Source organism: Plantactinospora sp. B24E8 (assembly GCF_039871735.1).
Classification (GTDB): Bacteria; Actinomycetota; Actinomycetes; order Mycobacteriales; family Micromonosporaceae; genus Plantactinospora.
The window spans coordinates 49,341-64,804 of the sequence record NZ_JBDPMH010000028.1 but is presented as its reverse complement, the minus strand read 5'-3'; the positions used below and the strand labels follow the sequence as shown (position 1 = coordinate 64,804).

Genomic DNA, 15,464 nt, shown 5'->3' with positions numbered 1-15,464 from the left:
GCATTCCGTTCGTTCACACCTGGGCCGGTACGGGGGGTCCCGGACCGCCGTCCGCCCGCCCTCGCGGGGTGCCCGGCGGAGCGCGGTTCGCGCCGCCGGGCGCCGTCGCCGGGTACCGTGCTGGGGGTGGCCCGGACTCTGCAGGAGCGGCAAGGCGGGGGACGGCTGCGGACCGTCTCCCTGGTCGGGATCGACGGATCGGGAAAAACCACTCAGGCACACCGTCTGGCGGACATCCTGACCGAGGCGGGCCTGCCGGCGACGTACTGGCAGAACGCCGGCGGGCGGCGCTGGCTCGGCCGGCTGGCCCGCCGGGTGGGCCGCCGGGACGCACAGCGGCTGCTCGGGCGCAACGGGGTGCTGCTCGCCGAGTCGGTCCTGCGCTGGCTGGCGATCGCGCGGGCACTGCTCCGGTCCCGGCTCGGTTCACGGATCGCGGTGATGGACCGGTACGCCGTCTGCCAGTACGCCAGCATCCGGGCACACGGTGGTGGCCGGCGCTGGGAGCGGCTGGCCCGGGTGCTGTACCGGGTCTTCCCGCCGTCCGACGTCACGTTCCTGCTCGACGTCGAGCCCGGGGAGGCGTACCGGCGGATCGAGGCCCGGGGCACCGACCACGAGAGCATCGACTACCTGACCGCGGGGGTGGCCGCCTACCGCTCGCTGCCGGAGTACGCCGCCTTTGTCGTGGTGGACGCGAACCGGTCGCCGGACGAGGTGACCGAGGCGATTCTCGCCGGCCTGCGGGACTGGCTGCCGCCGGAGCACGGCCCGCCCGGGGCGAATCCACTCCGGCCCGGCCCGGCAGCGTCCGGTCCGACAGCGTCCGGTCCGACAGCGTCCGGTCCGACAGCGTCCGGCCCGGTGGAGCAGAGCCGACCGCCCGCACGGTCCACTCCGGCGCCTGCCGGCCCGGGCGGACCCGGCGGCGGCGCACCGGCGGCCGGGGACGAGCCGGGCCGGGAGGTCGCCGACGACCACTCCGGACGGGAGGCCGCGTTCAGGCCCGTCCGTAGACCGGAATGGTCGCGCCACTCGTCGGCGCGGAATCGTCACCGGCCAGAAAACGAATCACCCCGGCGACCTCGGCCGGCGCCACCCAGCGGGAGTGGTCCGCAGTGGGCTGTGCCGCGCGGTTGGCCGGGGTATCGATGACACTCGGCACCACCGTGTTGCAGCGGATCCCCGCCTGCCGGTACTCCACCGCCACCGCCGAGGCGAACGCGAGCACGGCGGCCTTCGCCGTCACGTAACCGGCCGCGCCGGGGAACGGGGCGAGCGCGGCCCGGGAGGAGACGCAGACGATCGCCCCGCCGCCGGCCTCGACCAGGTGTGGCAGCGCCTGCTGGGTGACCAGGTAGGTCGGGCGCAGATTCAGGTTGATCATGTGCTCGAAGTCGTCCAGCGGGGTCTCGTGGACGCGGCCGCCGGCGGCGTACCCGCCGACCAGGTTGACCACCGCGCGCAGTGGCGCGGCCGGGTCACCCGCGGCGACGGCGACCGCGCGGGCCACCTGGTCGGGGTGGGTGAGGTCCGCGACGACCCGGACCTCCGCCGGCGTACCGGTCGCTGGCGTCCGGGCCTCGTGCAGGCCGGCGTCCGGTGTCGGTCCGGGACCGTCCACGCGCACCGGTACGACCACCCGCCAGCCGTCGGCCAGGAACGCCTTGGTGACGGCGCCGCCGAGGCCACCGGTGCCGCCGGTGACGAGCACACTGCGATCTACCATGGGCCCACGGTATCGGCCCGGACCAGGTTGGCTCCGCCACGGTATCGGCCCGGACCAGGTGGCTCCGCCACGGTACCGCCCGGGTCGGCGGTGGTCCGCCGACCGGCGCCCTCGGCCGACCGGTCCCGGGCGACCGGTAACCTATTGATAGGCGACGATTCAACCGGACGGTGTCCGACCGTACGTGCCGGCCTTCCGGTCCAGCCGAACGTGTTGCGGGATCGGCCCGCTCGGCTGGGCTGACCGGCCGCGATTTCCCGCCGGTCGGGCGTACCTTCGCAGGTGTCGCGCGTCATGGTTGACGCTCCCACCTTTATGAAAGTAAGTTTCATCCGTGGTGAAGACTGCGAAGATTTCTGCGAGTCACGAGACGGGTGGGCTGATCGTGCACATCAGCGGCCTGCTCCCGTCCCTGTCGCCCGCCGAGCAGCGGGTCGCCAGACTCGTCGTGGCCGACCCCGCGGACGCCGCCCGTCGCACCATCACCGACCTCGCGACCGCCGCCGAGACCTCCGAGGCCACCGTCATCCGGTTCTGCCGGTCGGTCGGCATGGAGGGCTACCCGCAGCTGCGGATCCGACTCGCCGCCGAGGCCGCCCGCCGGGTCGAACCGCCGGACGCCCGGGTCGTCGGCGGTGACATTCCGCCCGGTGCCGACCTGGCGCAGATCATCGCCACCATCGCCTTCAGCGACGCCCGGGCGGTGGAGGAGACCGCCGAGCAGCTTGACCCCGCGGTCTGCGAGCAGGTCGTCGAGGCGATCAACAACGCCGGCCGGATCGACATCTACGGCGCCGGGGCCAGCGGCTTCGTCGCCTCCGACTTCCAGCAGAAGCTGCACCGGATCGGGCGTACCGCCTTCTACTTCCCCGACGTGCACACCGCGCTCACCTCGGCCGCGCTGCTCGGCAAGGGCGACGTCGCGATGGGCATCTCGCACACCGGCACCACCCTGGACGCGGTCGAGGTGCTCGAGCAGGCCCGGGCCCGCGGTGCCACCACGGTCGCGCTGACCAACTTTCCCCGCTCGCCGATCACCGAGGTCGCGGACTTCGTCCTCACCACGGCGGCCCGGGAGACGACGTACCGGTCCGGGGCGATGGCCAGTCGGCTCGCCCAGTTGACGGTCGTCGACTGCCTCTTCGTGGGCGTGGCGGCCCGCAACCGTACCCGGGCCAGGAAGGCGCTCGAGGTCACCGCGGAGGCCGTGCAACCGCACCGGGTCAGCCGGCGGCGGTCCTGAGGCCCGGTGTGGCGGAGTGCGGTGCCGACGGCGAGCGGAGCGGGGCGATGGCATGAGCAGGAGACTCGGCGGAGGTCCATGCGCGGGAGGGTGGAGATGACGACCGGACGGGTCGAGCCCGGTGCGCCACCCGCGAGCCCGCGTCCGGATTCCGCCGCGGGGTCGTCCCGCCCGGGGACCGGGACCACGGCGGCCGACGGGGCCGGACCGGGGTCGGACGGACGTGCCGTGGCCCGGGTTTCCGCGCCGACCGAGCGACGCAACCCGCGCAGCGCCGATCTCGACCTGATGTCCACCCGGGACGTACTCCGGGTGATCAACGAGGACGACCGGCTGGTGCCCACAGCTGTCGCGGACGTCCTGGACGAACTGGTCGTCGCGGTCGATCTCGCGGTGACTGCGCTGCGTGGCGGTCGGCGGGTGCACTACTTCGGGGCCGGGACCTCGGGGAGGCTCGGCGTGCTCGACGCCGCCGAACTGGCGCCGACCTTCAACGCCCCGGACCGGTGGTTCTGTGCCCACCTGGCCGGTGGGCCGGGCGCGCTGCTGCGGGCCGTGGAGGACGCCGAGGACGACGAGATCGGTGGCGAGGCCGAGGCCCGGGACTGCGTCCGGTCCGGTGACCTGGTGGTCGGTCTCGCGGCGAGTGGACGTACGCCGTACGTGCTGGGTGCCCTGCGGGCAGCGACCGAATTGGGGGCGGACACGGTCCTGCTCTGCGCGGATCCGCATGCCGCCGCGGCGCGTACGGTGACCGTCTTCATCGGGGTCGACACCGGACCGGAGGTGGTGACCGGTTCGACCCGGATGAAGGCGGCAACGGCCCAGAAACTCGTCCTGAACGCGTTTTCCACCGCCGCGATGGTCCGACTCGGGCGGGTCTACTCGAACCTCATGATCGACATGGTGGCCACCAACGCCAAGTTGCGAGGTCGGATGATCTCCATCCTGATGGAGGCGACCGGCTGTGCCGAGGACGTCGCCCAGCGGGCGCTGACCGAGGCCGACGGTGATCTGAAGGCCGCTCTGGTGGCAATGCTCTCCGGAGCGGCCATCGCGGACGCCCGGGCCGCCCTCGACCGGTCGGCCAACCAGGTCCGGGGAGCCCTCGCTCTGCTGGTGGGCTGATCCCGGTATCCCGCCGCCACCCCGGACGACGTCGGTGTCCGCTCGCTCCGAAGCGTCGGCCCGCCGTCCTCCGGGCACCCGGCGCGCGGCGGGCGAGGACGGCGGTTGTCGTCGGTGGCTGCCCCGGGACTGGATCCGGGCTGCGGATTGTTGCCCGGGCGGAGGGGTAATCCTGGTGCGGCGGGGTGAACCGACCGGCCGTGCGGTACGTGTACCAGACCGTGACGAGAATCGCAGCAACCTGGTGACCTGGATCGCTGTGTGTCGTTGTGTGGCGATGGTGCGATACCTGGGCGCGAGTCGACGCAAGCCCCGTAGCTGTGGCGTTGCCGGTTTCGACTCACCCGATCGGGACGACTGACAGCAAACGTCGATCGTGCTTTCAGCAACTACTCAGGCATTCGTGACACTTTCGACTCACGAGATGGAATCCCCAACGCGTCTCAACTGTTGTGTAGGTGTCAGCACCGCGGGGCACAGCGGAAGTTACGGGGGAGGGGCTGATGAACGTGGGGACGGCAGGAGCAGGAGCCCGGGCGTCCACCGGGAAGAACGACGAGGGGACCGTGGGGAACGTGGAGAAGAAGATCGTGATGCGGACCGACGAGGTTGCCGAGGAGCGCGACCTGGTCGGCGTGTACCTGCACGAGATCTCCCGCACACCGCTGCTCGACGCCGCCGCCGAGGTCGACCTCTCCAAGGCCATCGAGGCCGGCCTTTACGCTGAGCACCTGCTCGACGAGGACCGGGTCCCCGAGGGTGTCAGCGACGCGGAACTCCGGCGGCTCGTGGCCGAGGGAGAACGTGCGAAGGACCTGTTCATCCGCGCCAATCTCCGGTTGGTGGTGTCGATTGCCCGCCGGTACGTCCGCTCCGGCATGCCGATGCTCGACCTGATCCAGGAGGGCAACACCGGTCTGGTCCGGGCGGTCGAGAAGTTCGACTACGAGCGGGGTTACAAGTTCTCGACGTACGCCACCTGGTGGATCCGTCAGGCGATCAGCCGGGCGATCGCCCAGCAGGAGCGGACCGTACGGCTGCCGGTGCACCTGGTCGAGGACGTCAACCGGATGCGTAACGTGGCCCGGCAGCTGACCCGTGAACTCGGTTCCGACCCGGAGCCGGAGCAGATCGCCGCCGCGCTGGGCGTGCCGGTCGAGCGGGTCCACGAGCTGGTCCGCTGGTCGCAGGACACCGTGTCGCTGGACACTCCGGTCGGCGACGACGGTGACACCAACCTCGGTGACCTGGTCGCGGACAGCGACGCCCCGTCGCCGGAGGAGATCGTGCTCACCGGTCTGGAGCGGCAGCGGATCGAGGGGCTGCTCAACCACCTCGACGACCGGTCGGCCGGCATCATGCGGGCCCGGTACGGCCTCGAGGACGGGCGGGAGCACTCGCTGACCGAGGTCGCGTCCCGGTTCTCGCTCTCCCGGGAGCGGATCCGGCAGCTGGAGATCCAGGCGCTGGGTCGGCTGCGGGAGCTGGCCCGGGCCGAGGGCCTGGCGGCGGCCTGACACACCTGACGGCGGCCTGACGGACGGTCAGACGCCGGAAGTCGTACCGGTGGTGGCCGGCGTCCGACTCGGATGCCGGCCACCACCGTGTTCCGGGGTCGTCGCCGGCCCGGCTGCGGGTCGTGGCCGACCGGTCGGTCTCCCGGGTCGTGGCCGACGGGAGGTCCCGCCGCCGGCCGGTTGAGCTAGCCGAGGGTCGGAACCAGGACGATGAGTGCGACGATGGCGAGTATGGCGGCGATGACCAGGTAGCTGCGGGGATTGCCGTAGTTGAGGGTCCAGCCGAGCCCGACCCGCTTCTGCACCAGGATCGCCGGGTCGTCGCGGTTGACGTAGCAGAGGCCGACGAACCGCCAGTACCGGTCGTCGTCGACGTGTGTGGTGTCCGGCCGCTCCCCGTCCGGTGCCTCGGCGGCGATCCGGCTGCCGCCCTGGCCGGCCCGTACCCCGACGATGACCACGTAGGCGGTGCTGAGCAGGCAGACCAGCATCATGCCGGTCGTGGCCAGCGCGCCGGGCCGCCGTCCCTGCCAGATCGGCACGAACACGAAGAGCATGGCGGCGTTCATGCCGGCCGCGAAGAGCAGCAGCGCCCGGCCGATCCGCCGGAGGAAGAGCCGGTGCTGCGCCGCCGACCGGACCGGCGCGGAGGGCTCCAGGTCGGCCCGGGAGCGGTAGGACCAGGCGAGCAGACCGATGACGAGGGCGGTGACGAACAGGTCCAGCACCACCGGCAGGCCGACCGCCCAGGGTGACCTGGGCTGCCACGCGTGGACCTCCAGGCCGGTGGTGCGCATCGGTATCCGCGCCGGCATGTCGGGGTAGAGCGCGATCCCGACGACCAGGGTGCCGAGCACGGTCAGCAACGCCGGCAGCGTCCAAGCCCACGGAAAGCGTTCGGATTGGGTACGCAGCGAGGCGTCGACCGCGACCCGCTGGGCGAGACCGCCGTACCAGCCGTGGTCGGCTTTCACCCGCAGGATCACCTGCCGGGCCCGCAGGTAGAAGAGGGCGACCAGGAGCACCAGGGCGATCGTCGGCGCGCTGCCGACCAGCGTCAGGGTCTCTTCTCCGGCGGTGTGGAAGACGGCGCCGAGGGTGAGGGTGGCGAGCAGTCCGAGCAGCCCGGCCGTCGCGACCCGGGTCCGGAAGGCGCGGATCTGTGTGGTGATGGCGGCGTCGCCGGCCCGCTGGGCGGGCACCCGTACCCCGAAGGGCAGGGTGGGGCGCTGGACCAGGGGCATCGTCCAGGCCGACCCGGCGACCAGGAGCAGGGCCATGAGCGGTCCGATGAGCGTCGCGGTCATCGCTGGTCTCCCTCTCTGCCGTGTCCCGCCGCCATCCGCTCCGGCGGGTTGTCGAACCTGTCGAGCACCGAGCGGCAGAGGTCGAGCAGTTCGTCCCTGCCGAGCCCTTGGGCGGTGGCCTCGGCCAGCAGGGTGGTGGCCCGGGCGGTCCACTCCGGGACGAAGCCGGGCGTTGGCGGGCCCGAGTCGCCGTCCCGGAGTACGACCGCCCCGGACTTGCGGTTGATCCGCAGCAGGCCCTGCTGGCGGAGCAGGTCGTAGGCCTTGTTGACGGTGTGGAAGTTGATGCCGAAGTCGGTTGCCAGGGCCCGGGTGGAGGGCAGCGGGTCGCCGGCCCGGAGCGCCCCGGTGGCGATCGCCTCGACCACCCGGTCCCGGAGTTGCTGGTAGATCGGGACCTCGCTGTTCGGGTCCACCTCGATGATCACTCGTCCTCGCCCTCATCTGTTCCATCAGTTATAGAACAGCGCGGAAAGGGTTGACAAGACCCGTCGGGCAGCTGCTATACAACTTATAGAACAGATGGCCAACGTGTGGGCGGCGGCGGGTGCTGCCGCCGGCCACGACCCGACGGACGGTGAGCTGATGGCAACAAACCTGATCATCAACAAGGGCGCGGTCGCCGCCCGGACAGGTCCAGGTCGGTGCCGGCGACGGACCCCCGGGGTGCGGGTATGAGCGCCGACGGCCTGACCGTGGAGGTGTCCCGACTGACCAAACGGTTCGGTGCGGTCACCGCCGTGCAGGAGTTGAGTTTCAGCGTCCGGCCGGGTGTCGTCACCGGCTTCCTCGGTCCGAACGGGGCGGGCAAGACCACCACCATCCGGGCCATCCTCGACCTGGTCACCCCGACCTCGGGCGGTACGACGATCGGCGGCCGACGCTACCGGGACCTGCCCCGGCCCTCCGCCACGGTCGGCGCGCTCCTCGCCGCCTCGGCGTTCCACCCCGGTCACACCGCCCGGGCCCACCTCCGGACGTACGCGGCGATGGGCGGCTATCCGGACCGACGGGTCGAGGAACTGCTCCAGCTGCTCGGACTGGCCGAGGTGGCCGACCGCCGTACCGGCGGGTTCTCCACCGGAATGCGGCAGCGGCTCGGCCTGGCCACCGCCCTGCTCGGCGATCCCGGCGTACTGCTGCTCGACGAACCGGGCAACGGCCTCGACCCGGAGGGCACCGCCTGGCTGCGCGGTTTCCTCCGTGGGCTGGCCCGGGAGGGACGTACCGTGCTCGTCTCCAGCCACCAGCTCAGCGAGGTCGAACAGCTGGTCGACGACGTGGTGCTGATCCAACGCGGCCGCAAGGTGACCGCCGGACCACTCGCCGAACTGGTCGGCGAACACCGGAACCTCGAACAGCTCTTCCTGCGGCTGACCGCCGCCGCCGGACCGAGTCTGTCGACCGCCGGAGAGGGGATCTCATGATCCGCCTGATCGACGCCGAGTTCCGTCGGCTCCTGGCCACCCGGCTCTGGCCGGTGGCACTGCTGGTCGCGGTCCTCTCCGGCGGCACGCTGGTCGGGCTGCTGACCCTGCTCGGCCCGGAGAACCTCGACCAGCCGCTGCCCGGCCTCGACACCGCCGCCGGGGTCCGGACGGTGATCGGCTTCGTCGGGTACACCGTCTTCATACCGGTGGTGCTCGGCACCCTCGCCGTCACCTCGGAGTACCGGCACCGGACCATCGACACCACCTTCCTGTACGCGCCCCGGCGCTGGCAGGTGCTGCTGGCGAAGCTCGTCGTGTACGCCGGCTACGGGCTGGCGTACGGGCTGGCGCTCACCGCCACCGGCGCGGCCGTCCTCTTCGCCGGGGCGGCGACCCGGGGCGTCACCCTCGGGCTGTCCACCGGGACGGTGCTGGAACTGTTCGCCAGGCTGGCGCTGACCCTGGCCGTACACATGCTGATCGGTGTCGGGATCGGCGCGCTGCTCCGCAACCAGGTCGCGGCACTCGCGGTGGTGTTCGGCTACTTCTATCTGCTCGAACCGCTCCTGGTGCTGATTCCGGGGGTGGACCGGCTCTATCCGTTCCTGCCCGCCGGCGCGACCGCCGCCCTGACCGGCTTCAGCTACATGGTCGACACGGTCGCGGCGGAACTCGGCACCACACCGGTCCCGCTGATGTCGCCGCCGCTCGGCGGGGTGCTGCTCGCCGGGTACGCGGCCGTCGCCGCCCTGCTCGCCGTGGCGCTGCCGATGCGTCGCGACGTCAGTTGAGGTGGTGGGACCGGGGCTCGCCGCGCGGGCCCCGGTCCGTCACTTCAGTCGGCCGATCAGCTCGCCGATGGTGGCCTCGGGCCGGCTGTCGCAGAGCTGGTCGATGGCGGTCATCACCAGCGGGCTGTCCGCTCCGGAAACGCCCTTGGCCAGCCCGATCTCCCGGATCGCCGCCACCCGTTCCTCGGGCGGTGCCTGGCGGTACTCCGTACAGCTCGACTGTGCGGTCAGCCCGCCGGCGCCGCTGAGGTTGTCGACGACGGACCGGACGACCAGGAAGCCGGCCACGCCGAGCACGACGAGGGCGGCCAGCGCGATCCAGCCACCCCAGCGGCGGGGGCGGCGTTCCTCCGCCGACCCTTCGGACCCCTGACCGGCCGCTGCCGGTTGCTCCGCCGGTTGTGCCACCGCGTGTTCCGCCGTCCGGGCAGCCGGCCTCTCCTCAGCCGGGAGTGCGGCCACGGCGGCGGCGAGTGCGGCCACGGCGGCGGCGAGTGCGGCCGCGTACTCCTGATCATCGATTACCGCCTGGGCGAGCAGGCGCCGGGCCAACGAGTTGTTCCGGGGATCCCGGGCCAACTCGACCAGTGTCTCCTGCTCGTCCAGGGCGTGGAACCGCTTCGCGACCAGGGCGTAGAGCTGGCGGACCGGGGTATTCCGGCCCGGTGTGCCGCGCGGAGCGGCGAGCTCCGGCAGTCGCGGGGCGAGGTGGTCCAGCACCAGGGCGGCCAGCTCCCTGGCCTCGGGCGGGGTCATCCCGGCAGGCTAGTCGCCGCCGAGGTTCACATCACTACCGCACCCGGTCTTCACGGAATCCATACAACTTTTCCCTAGGCTCACTGAACGTGATCAACAACGGGGGAGAGTTGACGCTGCCACCACTCGCGGAGGCAGTTATCGATCTTGACGCGATCGCGCACAACACCCGGGTCCTGGCCGGCCTCACCGGCGCCGACCTGCTGGCCGTGGTGAAGGCGGACGCGTTCGGTCACGGATTCCTGGACATCGCCCGGACCACACTGAACGTCGGGGCGCGGTGGCTCGGAGTGACGTCGCAGACGGAGGCGCTGCGGCTGCGGGCGGCCGGGATCGACGCGCCGGTGCTCAGCTGGTTGCACGCCCCGGACGAGGACTTCGGGCCGGCCATCGCCGCCCGGATCGACCTCTCCGTCGCCTCCGTCGCCCACCTGCGGGGGATCGCCGCCGCGGCCGGGCGGACCGGCCGGCGGGCGGACGTCCACCTCAAGGCCGACACCGGGCTGTCCCGCAACGGCGCGACCGACACCGACTGGCCGGAACTGGTCCGGGTGGCCCGGGGGAACGAACTCCTCGGCCGGATCCGGGTCCGGGGCGTCTGGTCCCACCTGGCCGGCGGCGAGACCCCGGGCGACCCCCGGGACGCCGTCCAGTTGCGCCGCTTCGACCGGGCGCTGGAGCTGGCCCGGGCCGGCGGGCTGACCCCCGAGGTACGACACCTGGCGAACTCGGCCGGCCTGGTCGGGCTCCCCGAGACTCACTTCGACCTGGTCCGGGTCGGGATCGCCCTGTACGGCCCGGAGCCGCGGGCGGACCGGCAGGTGGGGCTCCGACCGGCGATGACCGTACGGTCCCGGGTCATCCTGACCAAGCGGGTCCCGGCCGGCACCGGGATCTCGTACGGGCACGACTACGTCGCACCGGCCGAAACCACCCTGGCCCTGGTACCGGTCGGCTACGCCGACGGGGTCCCGCGTATCGTCTCCGGCCGCGGCGAGGTCTGGATCGGCGGCCGACGCCGTCCGATCGCCGGTCGGGTGACCATGGACCAGATCGTCGTCGACGTCGGTGACCTGCCGGTCCGGACCGGCGACGAGGTGTTGCTCTTCGGGGACGGCAGCCGGGGCGAACCGGTCGTCGCCGACTGGGCGCGGTGGGCCGGGACCAACCCACACGAGATCTTCACCGGCATCGGCGCCCGGGTGGCCCGACGCTACCTGCCGGTGCGTTCGGAACAGCAGAACAGTGGACGGGAGCGGGTGCATGTCTGATTCGACGCTGAGGGTCGCGGTCGTGACCGGCGGACGCAGCGGGGAACACGAGGTCTCCCGCAAGTCGGCGGCGAGCGTACTGGCGAACCTGGACCCGAGCCGGTACCGCCCGGAACAGGTGCTGATCACCAGGTCGGGGGAGTGGGTCTTCGGCGCCGGGGCGCCGGTCAACGTCTTCGCGGCGGTGGACCGGCTGCGCGCGATGGACGTCGTCTTCCCGACCCTGCACGGCCCGTACGGCGAGGACGGCACCCTCCAGTCGGTGCTGGAGATGGCCGGTGTGCCGTACGTCGGCAACGGCGTACTGGCCAGCGCGGCCGGGATGGACAAGGAACTCACCAAGAAGCTGGTCGCCGCCGAGGGCGTACCGGTGGCCGACGCGGTGGTGTCGCGGCCGACCGACCCGGACGAGCTGCCGTCCGAGGCGGAGCTGCGCCGGCTCGGCCTGCCGGTCTTCGTGAAGCCGGCCCGGGCCGGGTCCAGCCTCGGGGTGTCCCGGGTGACCCGCTGGGCCGACCTGCCGGCGGCGCTGCGGCAGGCCCGGCGCAGTGATCCGAAGGTACTGATCGAGGAGGGGGTGCCGGGGCGGGAGGTCGACGTGGCGGTGCTGGAGTACCCGGACGGCCGGGTCGTCGCCGGGCCGGCACTGGAGATCCGGGTCACCGACGAGCGGTCGTTCTTCGACTTCGACGCCAAGTACGACGATCCCGGCACGGTTTTCGAGATCCCGGCCCGGCTCGATGGTCAGATCGCCGACCGGCTGGCCGACCTCGCGGTCCGGGCGTTCCGGGCGCTCGGCTGTTCCGGGCTGGCCCGGATCGACTTCTTCCTGCGGGACGGGGTGGAGCCGGTGTTCAACGAGATCAACACCTTCCCGGGTTTCACCCAGGTCTCGCAGTACCCCCGGATCTGGCAGGTGGCCGGGCTGAGCTACCCGACGTTGCTGGACATCCTGATCGAGACCGCGCTGGTCCGGCACCGGCGGCTGAGCCCGGTCGGCTGACTGTAGCGGCGCCGCCGGGCACATCGGCGGATCGCGCACCTGCGCTGACAGCGACGATGCCGGGAGGTCGGGTTCACCGACCTCCCGGCATCGTCGTGCTGTGCATGCCCCCGACAGCGGGGGACCGACCGGCGCTACCGCACCCGGCCGTAGCCGTACGGCGTCATCAGGTCGACGCTGGCCAGCTTGACGCTCTCGCCCGCGGTCGGCGCGTGGATCACCTTGCCGCTCCCGACGAAGATCGCCACGTGCCCGAGGCCGCTGTAGAAGACGAGGTCACCGGGTTTCAGGTCGCCCCGGCCGATCTTCGCGACCACGCCCCACTGGTCGGCGGCGTTGTGTGGCAGTGACTTTCCGGCCGCCCGCCACGCCGCCGAGGTCAGCCCGGAGCAGTCGTAGCCGTTCGGACCGTCGGCTCCGTAGACGTACGGGGTGCCGATCGCGTTGTACGCGAAAGTGACCGCCTTGCCGGCGTCGCCGTCGATCTTGGGGATCGTGCCGGTGTACTTTCCGCTGTACGACGTCGGCGAGCCGTACGCCTCCCGGCGCATGTCGTACAGCTTGTCCAGGTCCTTCTCGATCTTCTTCTTCTGGCTGGCCACACTCTTCGCCTGGGCGTTCTGCCGGGCCAGCGTGGCGTCGAGTTCGGCCTTCTGGTCGAGGTACTGACGTTGGGTGGCGTCGAAGGTGGAGAGCTGCCGGTCGCGGTCCCGGGCGAGCTGTTCCAGCGCGCCGAGCCGGTCGACCAGGTTGGCAGCCGCACTCCGCCCGAGCAGCGCGTTCGCGTCGCTCAACCCGCCGAACTTGTACGCCCGGGAGGCGATCTGCGCCACCTCGGCGCGGCCCTGTGCCACCTGCTGTTCCAGCGGGCCGATCCGGGCGTTCAGTTCGGCCGCCGCGGCCTTGCTCTTCTTGATGTCCTCGTTCAGTTTGTTGTACGACTCGACGACCTTCTCGAGTTCGTCCGAGGCCTTGTTGATCTGCTGCGTGAGCTCGGCGACCGAGGGTTCGGCCCGGGCCACCGACATGGGGGCGACCAGAACGGCCGAGACGGCGGCCACGACAAGCGCCCGCAGCAGGTTCCGCACCGAAGAAGACAACGTGTGCAGAGCCCTTCCTGCGCTACCACCGCGGGTGCTGGCTGGACTCGCGGCGACACCGGACCGGCGCCACCCGGCGGGATGACTGACTTCCGGGCCGGCCGGTTCAACCTAGCCCGGGTCGTGGATTACCGACAGTGGCCAGCGGGCGATCTGCGGCAGTAGTGAGAGATAAGGCGAATGTCGTGATCGCTGTACGTGTCCGCAGTGGATCACACCGTGGACCTCGGCGGTTCCACCCGGGGGAACGCGTACCAACTGGGCCTTCGCCCCTTTGGTCGGTGTTTGCGGATGGTTCTGCCGGTCGACAGTGGGCAAACCTGGGCAAGATCCGCCAAGCAGGGATCATCCTGGCCGCTGTCGCCGGGAGAACCGACAGGCTCGGAGCTTCTGGGCGACCGTCCGCTGGCACACCCTCCGCACAATGGGGGACGCCTCGGGGGAGCTGTCAGTAACGGACAGAACGTCACCGTCGACGCCGCCACTGTCACCGGCACCCGGCCGGACCGGGCGACCGGGTGAACCCGGTCGCCGACCCGCCGATCCCCGGAACCAGCCGTACCAGAGCGCCTCAGGAGCCGTTTGGGAGGCAAGAATGGAGCCGAACCGCCGTACCCACCGCCTACCGGAGCACCAGTTCGACGTACCTGCGGTCAACGTGCCGCGATCCTCGGCCGATCTCTACCACCAGCCCGGCGTCAGAGTCACCCGCGAGGCACTCATCGTCGCCGGTCGACGCTTTCCGGTCGCCGAACTGACCCACCTGCAGACCGCCCGCGGCCCGCACGACCGGCTGACCACCCGGGCCGTCCTGCTCACCGTCGCGGTGCTCGTCGGCATCGGCGTCGCGCTGGGCTACGCCGGCGACCTCTACGAACTGCCCGCCGCCGCGTACGCCGGCCTCGGCCTCGCGGCGTTCGTCCCGGTCGGGCTCGCGGCCGCCGGCCACCGGTGGCGGCCACCGGCGTACGAGCTGTGGGGGCGGTACCGGGGCTCGGTGGTACTGCTCTTCAGCTCCGACCAGGAACGGCAGTTCGGTCAGGTGACCCGGGCGCTGATCCGGGCCCGGGAGGCGGCCCGGCTCGGCGGGCTGGCCCACCCGCCGGCCTCCGAGTCGCCGTACGAGCCGATGGCCTGACGGTCGACGGTCCGACGGCCGGCCCGGTCGCGGTCCGGGCCGGACCCGTCCGGGTCAGCCCGCCACCGGCTCCGGTTCCGGCCGGCGCACCTGCTGCCGTACCTGACGGGCCACCGAGCGTTCGACGTAGATGGACAGGAACGGCACCGTGCCGGCCAACATCACCAGCACCATCCGGCCCAGCGGCCAGCGGGCCCGCCGGCCCAGGTCGAACACGGTCACCAGCAGGACCATGTAGAGGAAGCCGTGGGCCGGGCCGACCGTCTCGACCACCACCGGGTTGTTCCCGAGGTACTTCAGCGGCATGCCGATCACCACGAGCACGATCAGCACCACGCCGACGATGTTGGCGACCACGCGGTAGCGGGTCAGGGCTGCGCCCACGATGTGTCCTTCCTGCTGCCGGCCGGGCCGGGATAACCGGGGTAGTCGGCGGGCCGTGCCCCGGGATTGGCGTTCAGCCAGGCCAGATAGTGGTTGTATTCGTCAAGCGCCGGGTCGTCGGTGCCCTCGACCGCCGGCCGGCGCCGGGCCGTGCGAACCGGTCGGCGGATCCCCGTCGCCCCGCCCTGACCGGGCGCCGACGCCGGCCCGGTGGCCGGGACACCCGCCCCGGCGGCGGAGCCGTCCGCCGTGCTGCCCTCCAGCCCGGGGGCGGAGCCGCCCGAGGCGGTGGCCGCCGCCCCGGAGCCGTCCGGACCGGTCGCCGGGATCCGGTCACCGCGCAGGGCGTACCGGATCTCGCGTACCCAGAGAAAGATCAGGAACCCGGCGAAGATCGGCCACTCGACGGCGTACGCCCAGCTCAGGGTGTTGCCCGCGAGCGCCCGGCTGATCTGCCACCAGCCGAGCGCGAGGAAGCCGACCACCATCACGACGGTGAGCACGTGGCGCACGATCCACGCCGGTGTCCACAGCCGTTTCATGCCCCCGAGCGTACCGGGCGGCGGGGTGCTTCTCCGACACGGCGTCGTAGTGTCGGCGGCACCGGACGGGTTTGACCCTGCCCGGTCTGGGCAACCGTCTAGTCGTCAACCCAAACGAGCCATCG

15 protein-coding genes and 1 pseudogene are annotated in these 15,464 nt (G+C 71.8%); 9 read left to right on the top strand and 7 right to left on the bottom strand.

Features of this window, described 5'->3' with window-relative positions:
• Positions 1–126 precede the first annotated feature (126 nt).
• Positions 127–732: pseudogene (locus ABGB21_RS28395) on the top strand (thymidylate kinase); the annotation flags it as partial.
• A 268-nt stretch (positions 733–1,000) separates the two neighbouring features.
• On the opposite strand, the gene ABGB21_RS28390 reads toward ABGB21_RS28395, so the two are convergent.
• Complete coding sequence (locus ABGB21_RS28390) at positions 1,001–1,729, bottom strand: SDR family NAD(P)-dependent oxidoreductase (RefSeq protein WP_347654814.1); 729 nt, start codon at positions 1,727–1,729, stop codon at positions 1,001–1,003.
• 334 nt (positions 1,730–2,063) lie between these two features.
• On the opposite strand from ABGB21_RS28390, the gene ABGB21_RS28385 reads away from it, so the two are divergent.
• The 3 genes from ABGB21_RS28385 (at position 2,064) to ABGB21_RS28375 (ending at position 5,617) form a co-directional block, all read left to right on the top strand.
• A complete protein-coding gene (locus ABGB21_RS28385; RefSeq protein WP_347654815.1) occupies positions 2,064–2,972 on the top strand; it encodes a MurR/RpiR family transcriptional regulator in 909 nt (302 codons plus the stop codon).
• A gap of 228 nt (positions 2,973–3,200) precedes the next feature.
• Positions 3,201–4,100, top strand: a complete 900-nt coding sequence (gene murQ / locus ABGB21_RS28380; protein ID WP_347654816.1) for an N-acetylmuramic acid 6-phosphate etherase — start codon at positions 3,201–3,203, stop codon at positions 4,098–4,100.
• Positions 4,101–4,666: 566 nt separating this feature from the next.
• Positions 4,667–5,617: a sigma-70 family RNA polymerase sigma factor gene (locus ABGB21_RS28375; RefSeq protein ID WP_347654903.1), complete on the top strand. Its 951-nt coding sequence runs from the start codon at positions 4,667–4,669 to the stop codon at positions 5,615–5,617.
• A 185-nt stretch (positions 5,618–5,802) separates the two neighbouring features.
• Here the strand turns inward: ABGB21_RS28375 and ABGB21_RS28370 are convergent, their stop codons facing one another.
• Together ABGB21_RS28370 and ABGB21_RS28365 are read right to left on the bottom strand one after the other, a co-directional pair.
• Positions 5,803–6,924 carry a DUF5808 domain-containing protein gene (locus ABGB21_RS28370; protein WP_347680362.1) on the bottom strand — a complete coding sequence of 374 codons (1,122 nt, stop codon included), beginning with the start codon at positions 6,922–6,924 and terminating at the stop codon, positions 5,803–5,805.
• Positions 6,921–7,352 carry a GntR family transcriptional regulator gene (locus ABGB21_RS28365; RefSeq protein ID WP_347654818.1) on the bottom strand — a complete coding sequence of 144 codons (432 nt, stop codon included), beginning with the start codon at positions 7,350–7,352 and terminating at the stop codon, positions 6,921–6,923. The genes ABGB21_RS28370 and ABGB21_RS28365 overlap by 4 nt, the downstream gene beginning before the upstream one ends.
• Positions 7,353–7,598: 246 nt before the next feature.
• Here ABGB21_RS28365 and ABGB21_RS28360 point away from each other — a divergent pair, with 246 nt between their 5' ends.
• Together ABGB21_RS28360 and ABGB21_RS28355 are read left to right on the top strand one after the other, a co-directional pair.
• Entirely contained in the window at positions 7,599–8,351 is a 753-nt protein-coding gene (locus ABGB21_RS28360; RefSeq protein ID WP_347654819.1) for an ATP-binding cassette domain-containing protein, read from the top strand.
• Entirely contained in the window at positions 8,348–9,145 is a 798-nt protein-coding gene (locus tag ABGB21_RS28355; RefSeq protein ID WP_347654820.1) for an ABC transporter permease, read from the top strand. The genes ABGB21_RS28360 and ABGB21_RS28355 overlap by 4 nt, the downstream gene beginning before the upstream one ends.
• 39 nt (positions 9,146–9,184) lie before the next feature.
• Here the strand turns inward: ABGB21_RS28355 and ABGB21_RS28350 are convergent, their stop codons facing one another.
• Entirely contained in the window at positions 9,185–9,901 is a 717-nt protein-coding gene (locus ABGB21_RS28350; protein ID WP_347680360.1) for a hypothetical protein, read from the bottom strand.
• 89 nt (positions 9,902–9,990) lie between these two features.
• On the opposite strand from ABGB21_RS28350, the gene alr reads away from it, so the two are divergent.
• Together alr and ABGB21_RS28340 are read left to right on the top strand one after the other, a co-directional pair.
• Positions 9,991–11,172: an alanine racemase gene (gene alr, locus ABGB21_RS28345; protein WP_347680358.1), complete on the top strand. Its 1,182-nt coding sequence runs from the start codon at positions 9,991–9,993 to the stop codon at positions 11,170–11,172.
• Positions 11,165–12,175, top strand: coding sequence for a D-alanine--D-alanine ligase family protein (locus ABGB21_RS28340; RefSeq protein WP_347680356.1), 1,011 nt, complete (start codon positions 11,165–11,167; stop codon positions 12,173–12,175). The genes alr and ABGB21_RS28340 overlap by 8 nt, the downstream gene beginning before the upstream one ends.
• Before the next feature lie 134 nt (positions 12,176–12,309).
• On the opposite strand, the gene ABGB21_RS28335 is transcribed toward ABGB21_RS28340, so the two are convergent.
• Positions 12,310–13,263, bottom strand: coding sequence for an NlpC/P60 family protein (locus ABGB21_RS28335; protein ID WP_347654824.1), 954 nt, complete (start codon positions 13,261–13,263; stop codon positions 12,310–12,312).
• A 607-nt stretch (positions 13,264–13,870) separates the two neighbouring features.
• Here ABGB21_RS28335 and ABGB21_RS28330 point away from each other — a divergent pair.
• Entirely contained in the window at positions 13,871–14,413 is a 543-nt protein-coding gene (locus ABGB21_RS28330; protein ID WP_347654825.1) for a DUF6232 family protein, read from the top strand.
• 54 nt (positions 14,414–14,467) lie between these two features.
• Here the strand turns inward: ABGB21_RS28330 and ABGB21_RS28325 are convergent, their stop codons facing one another.
• Positions 14,468–14,797, bottom strand: coding sequence for a DUF3817 domain-containing protein (locus ABGB21_RS28325; RefSeq protein ID WP_347654826.1), 330 nt, complete (start codon positions 14,795–14,797; stop codon positions 14,468–14,470).
• On the bottom strand, positions 14,782–15,339 hold the full coding sequence (locus ABGB21_RS28320; RefSeq protein ID WP_347654827.1) for a hypothetical protein: 558 nt from the start codon (positions 15,337–15,339) through the stop codon (positions 14,782–14,784). Before ABGB21_RS28320 ends, ABGB21_RS28325 begins: the two co-directional genes overlap by 16 nt.
• Between the last annotated feature and the right edge of the window lie 125 nt (positions 15,340–15,464).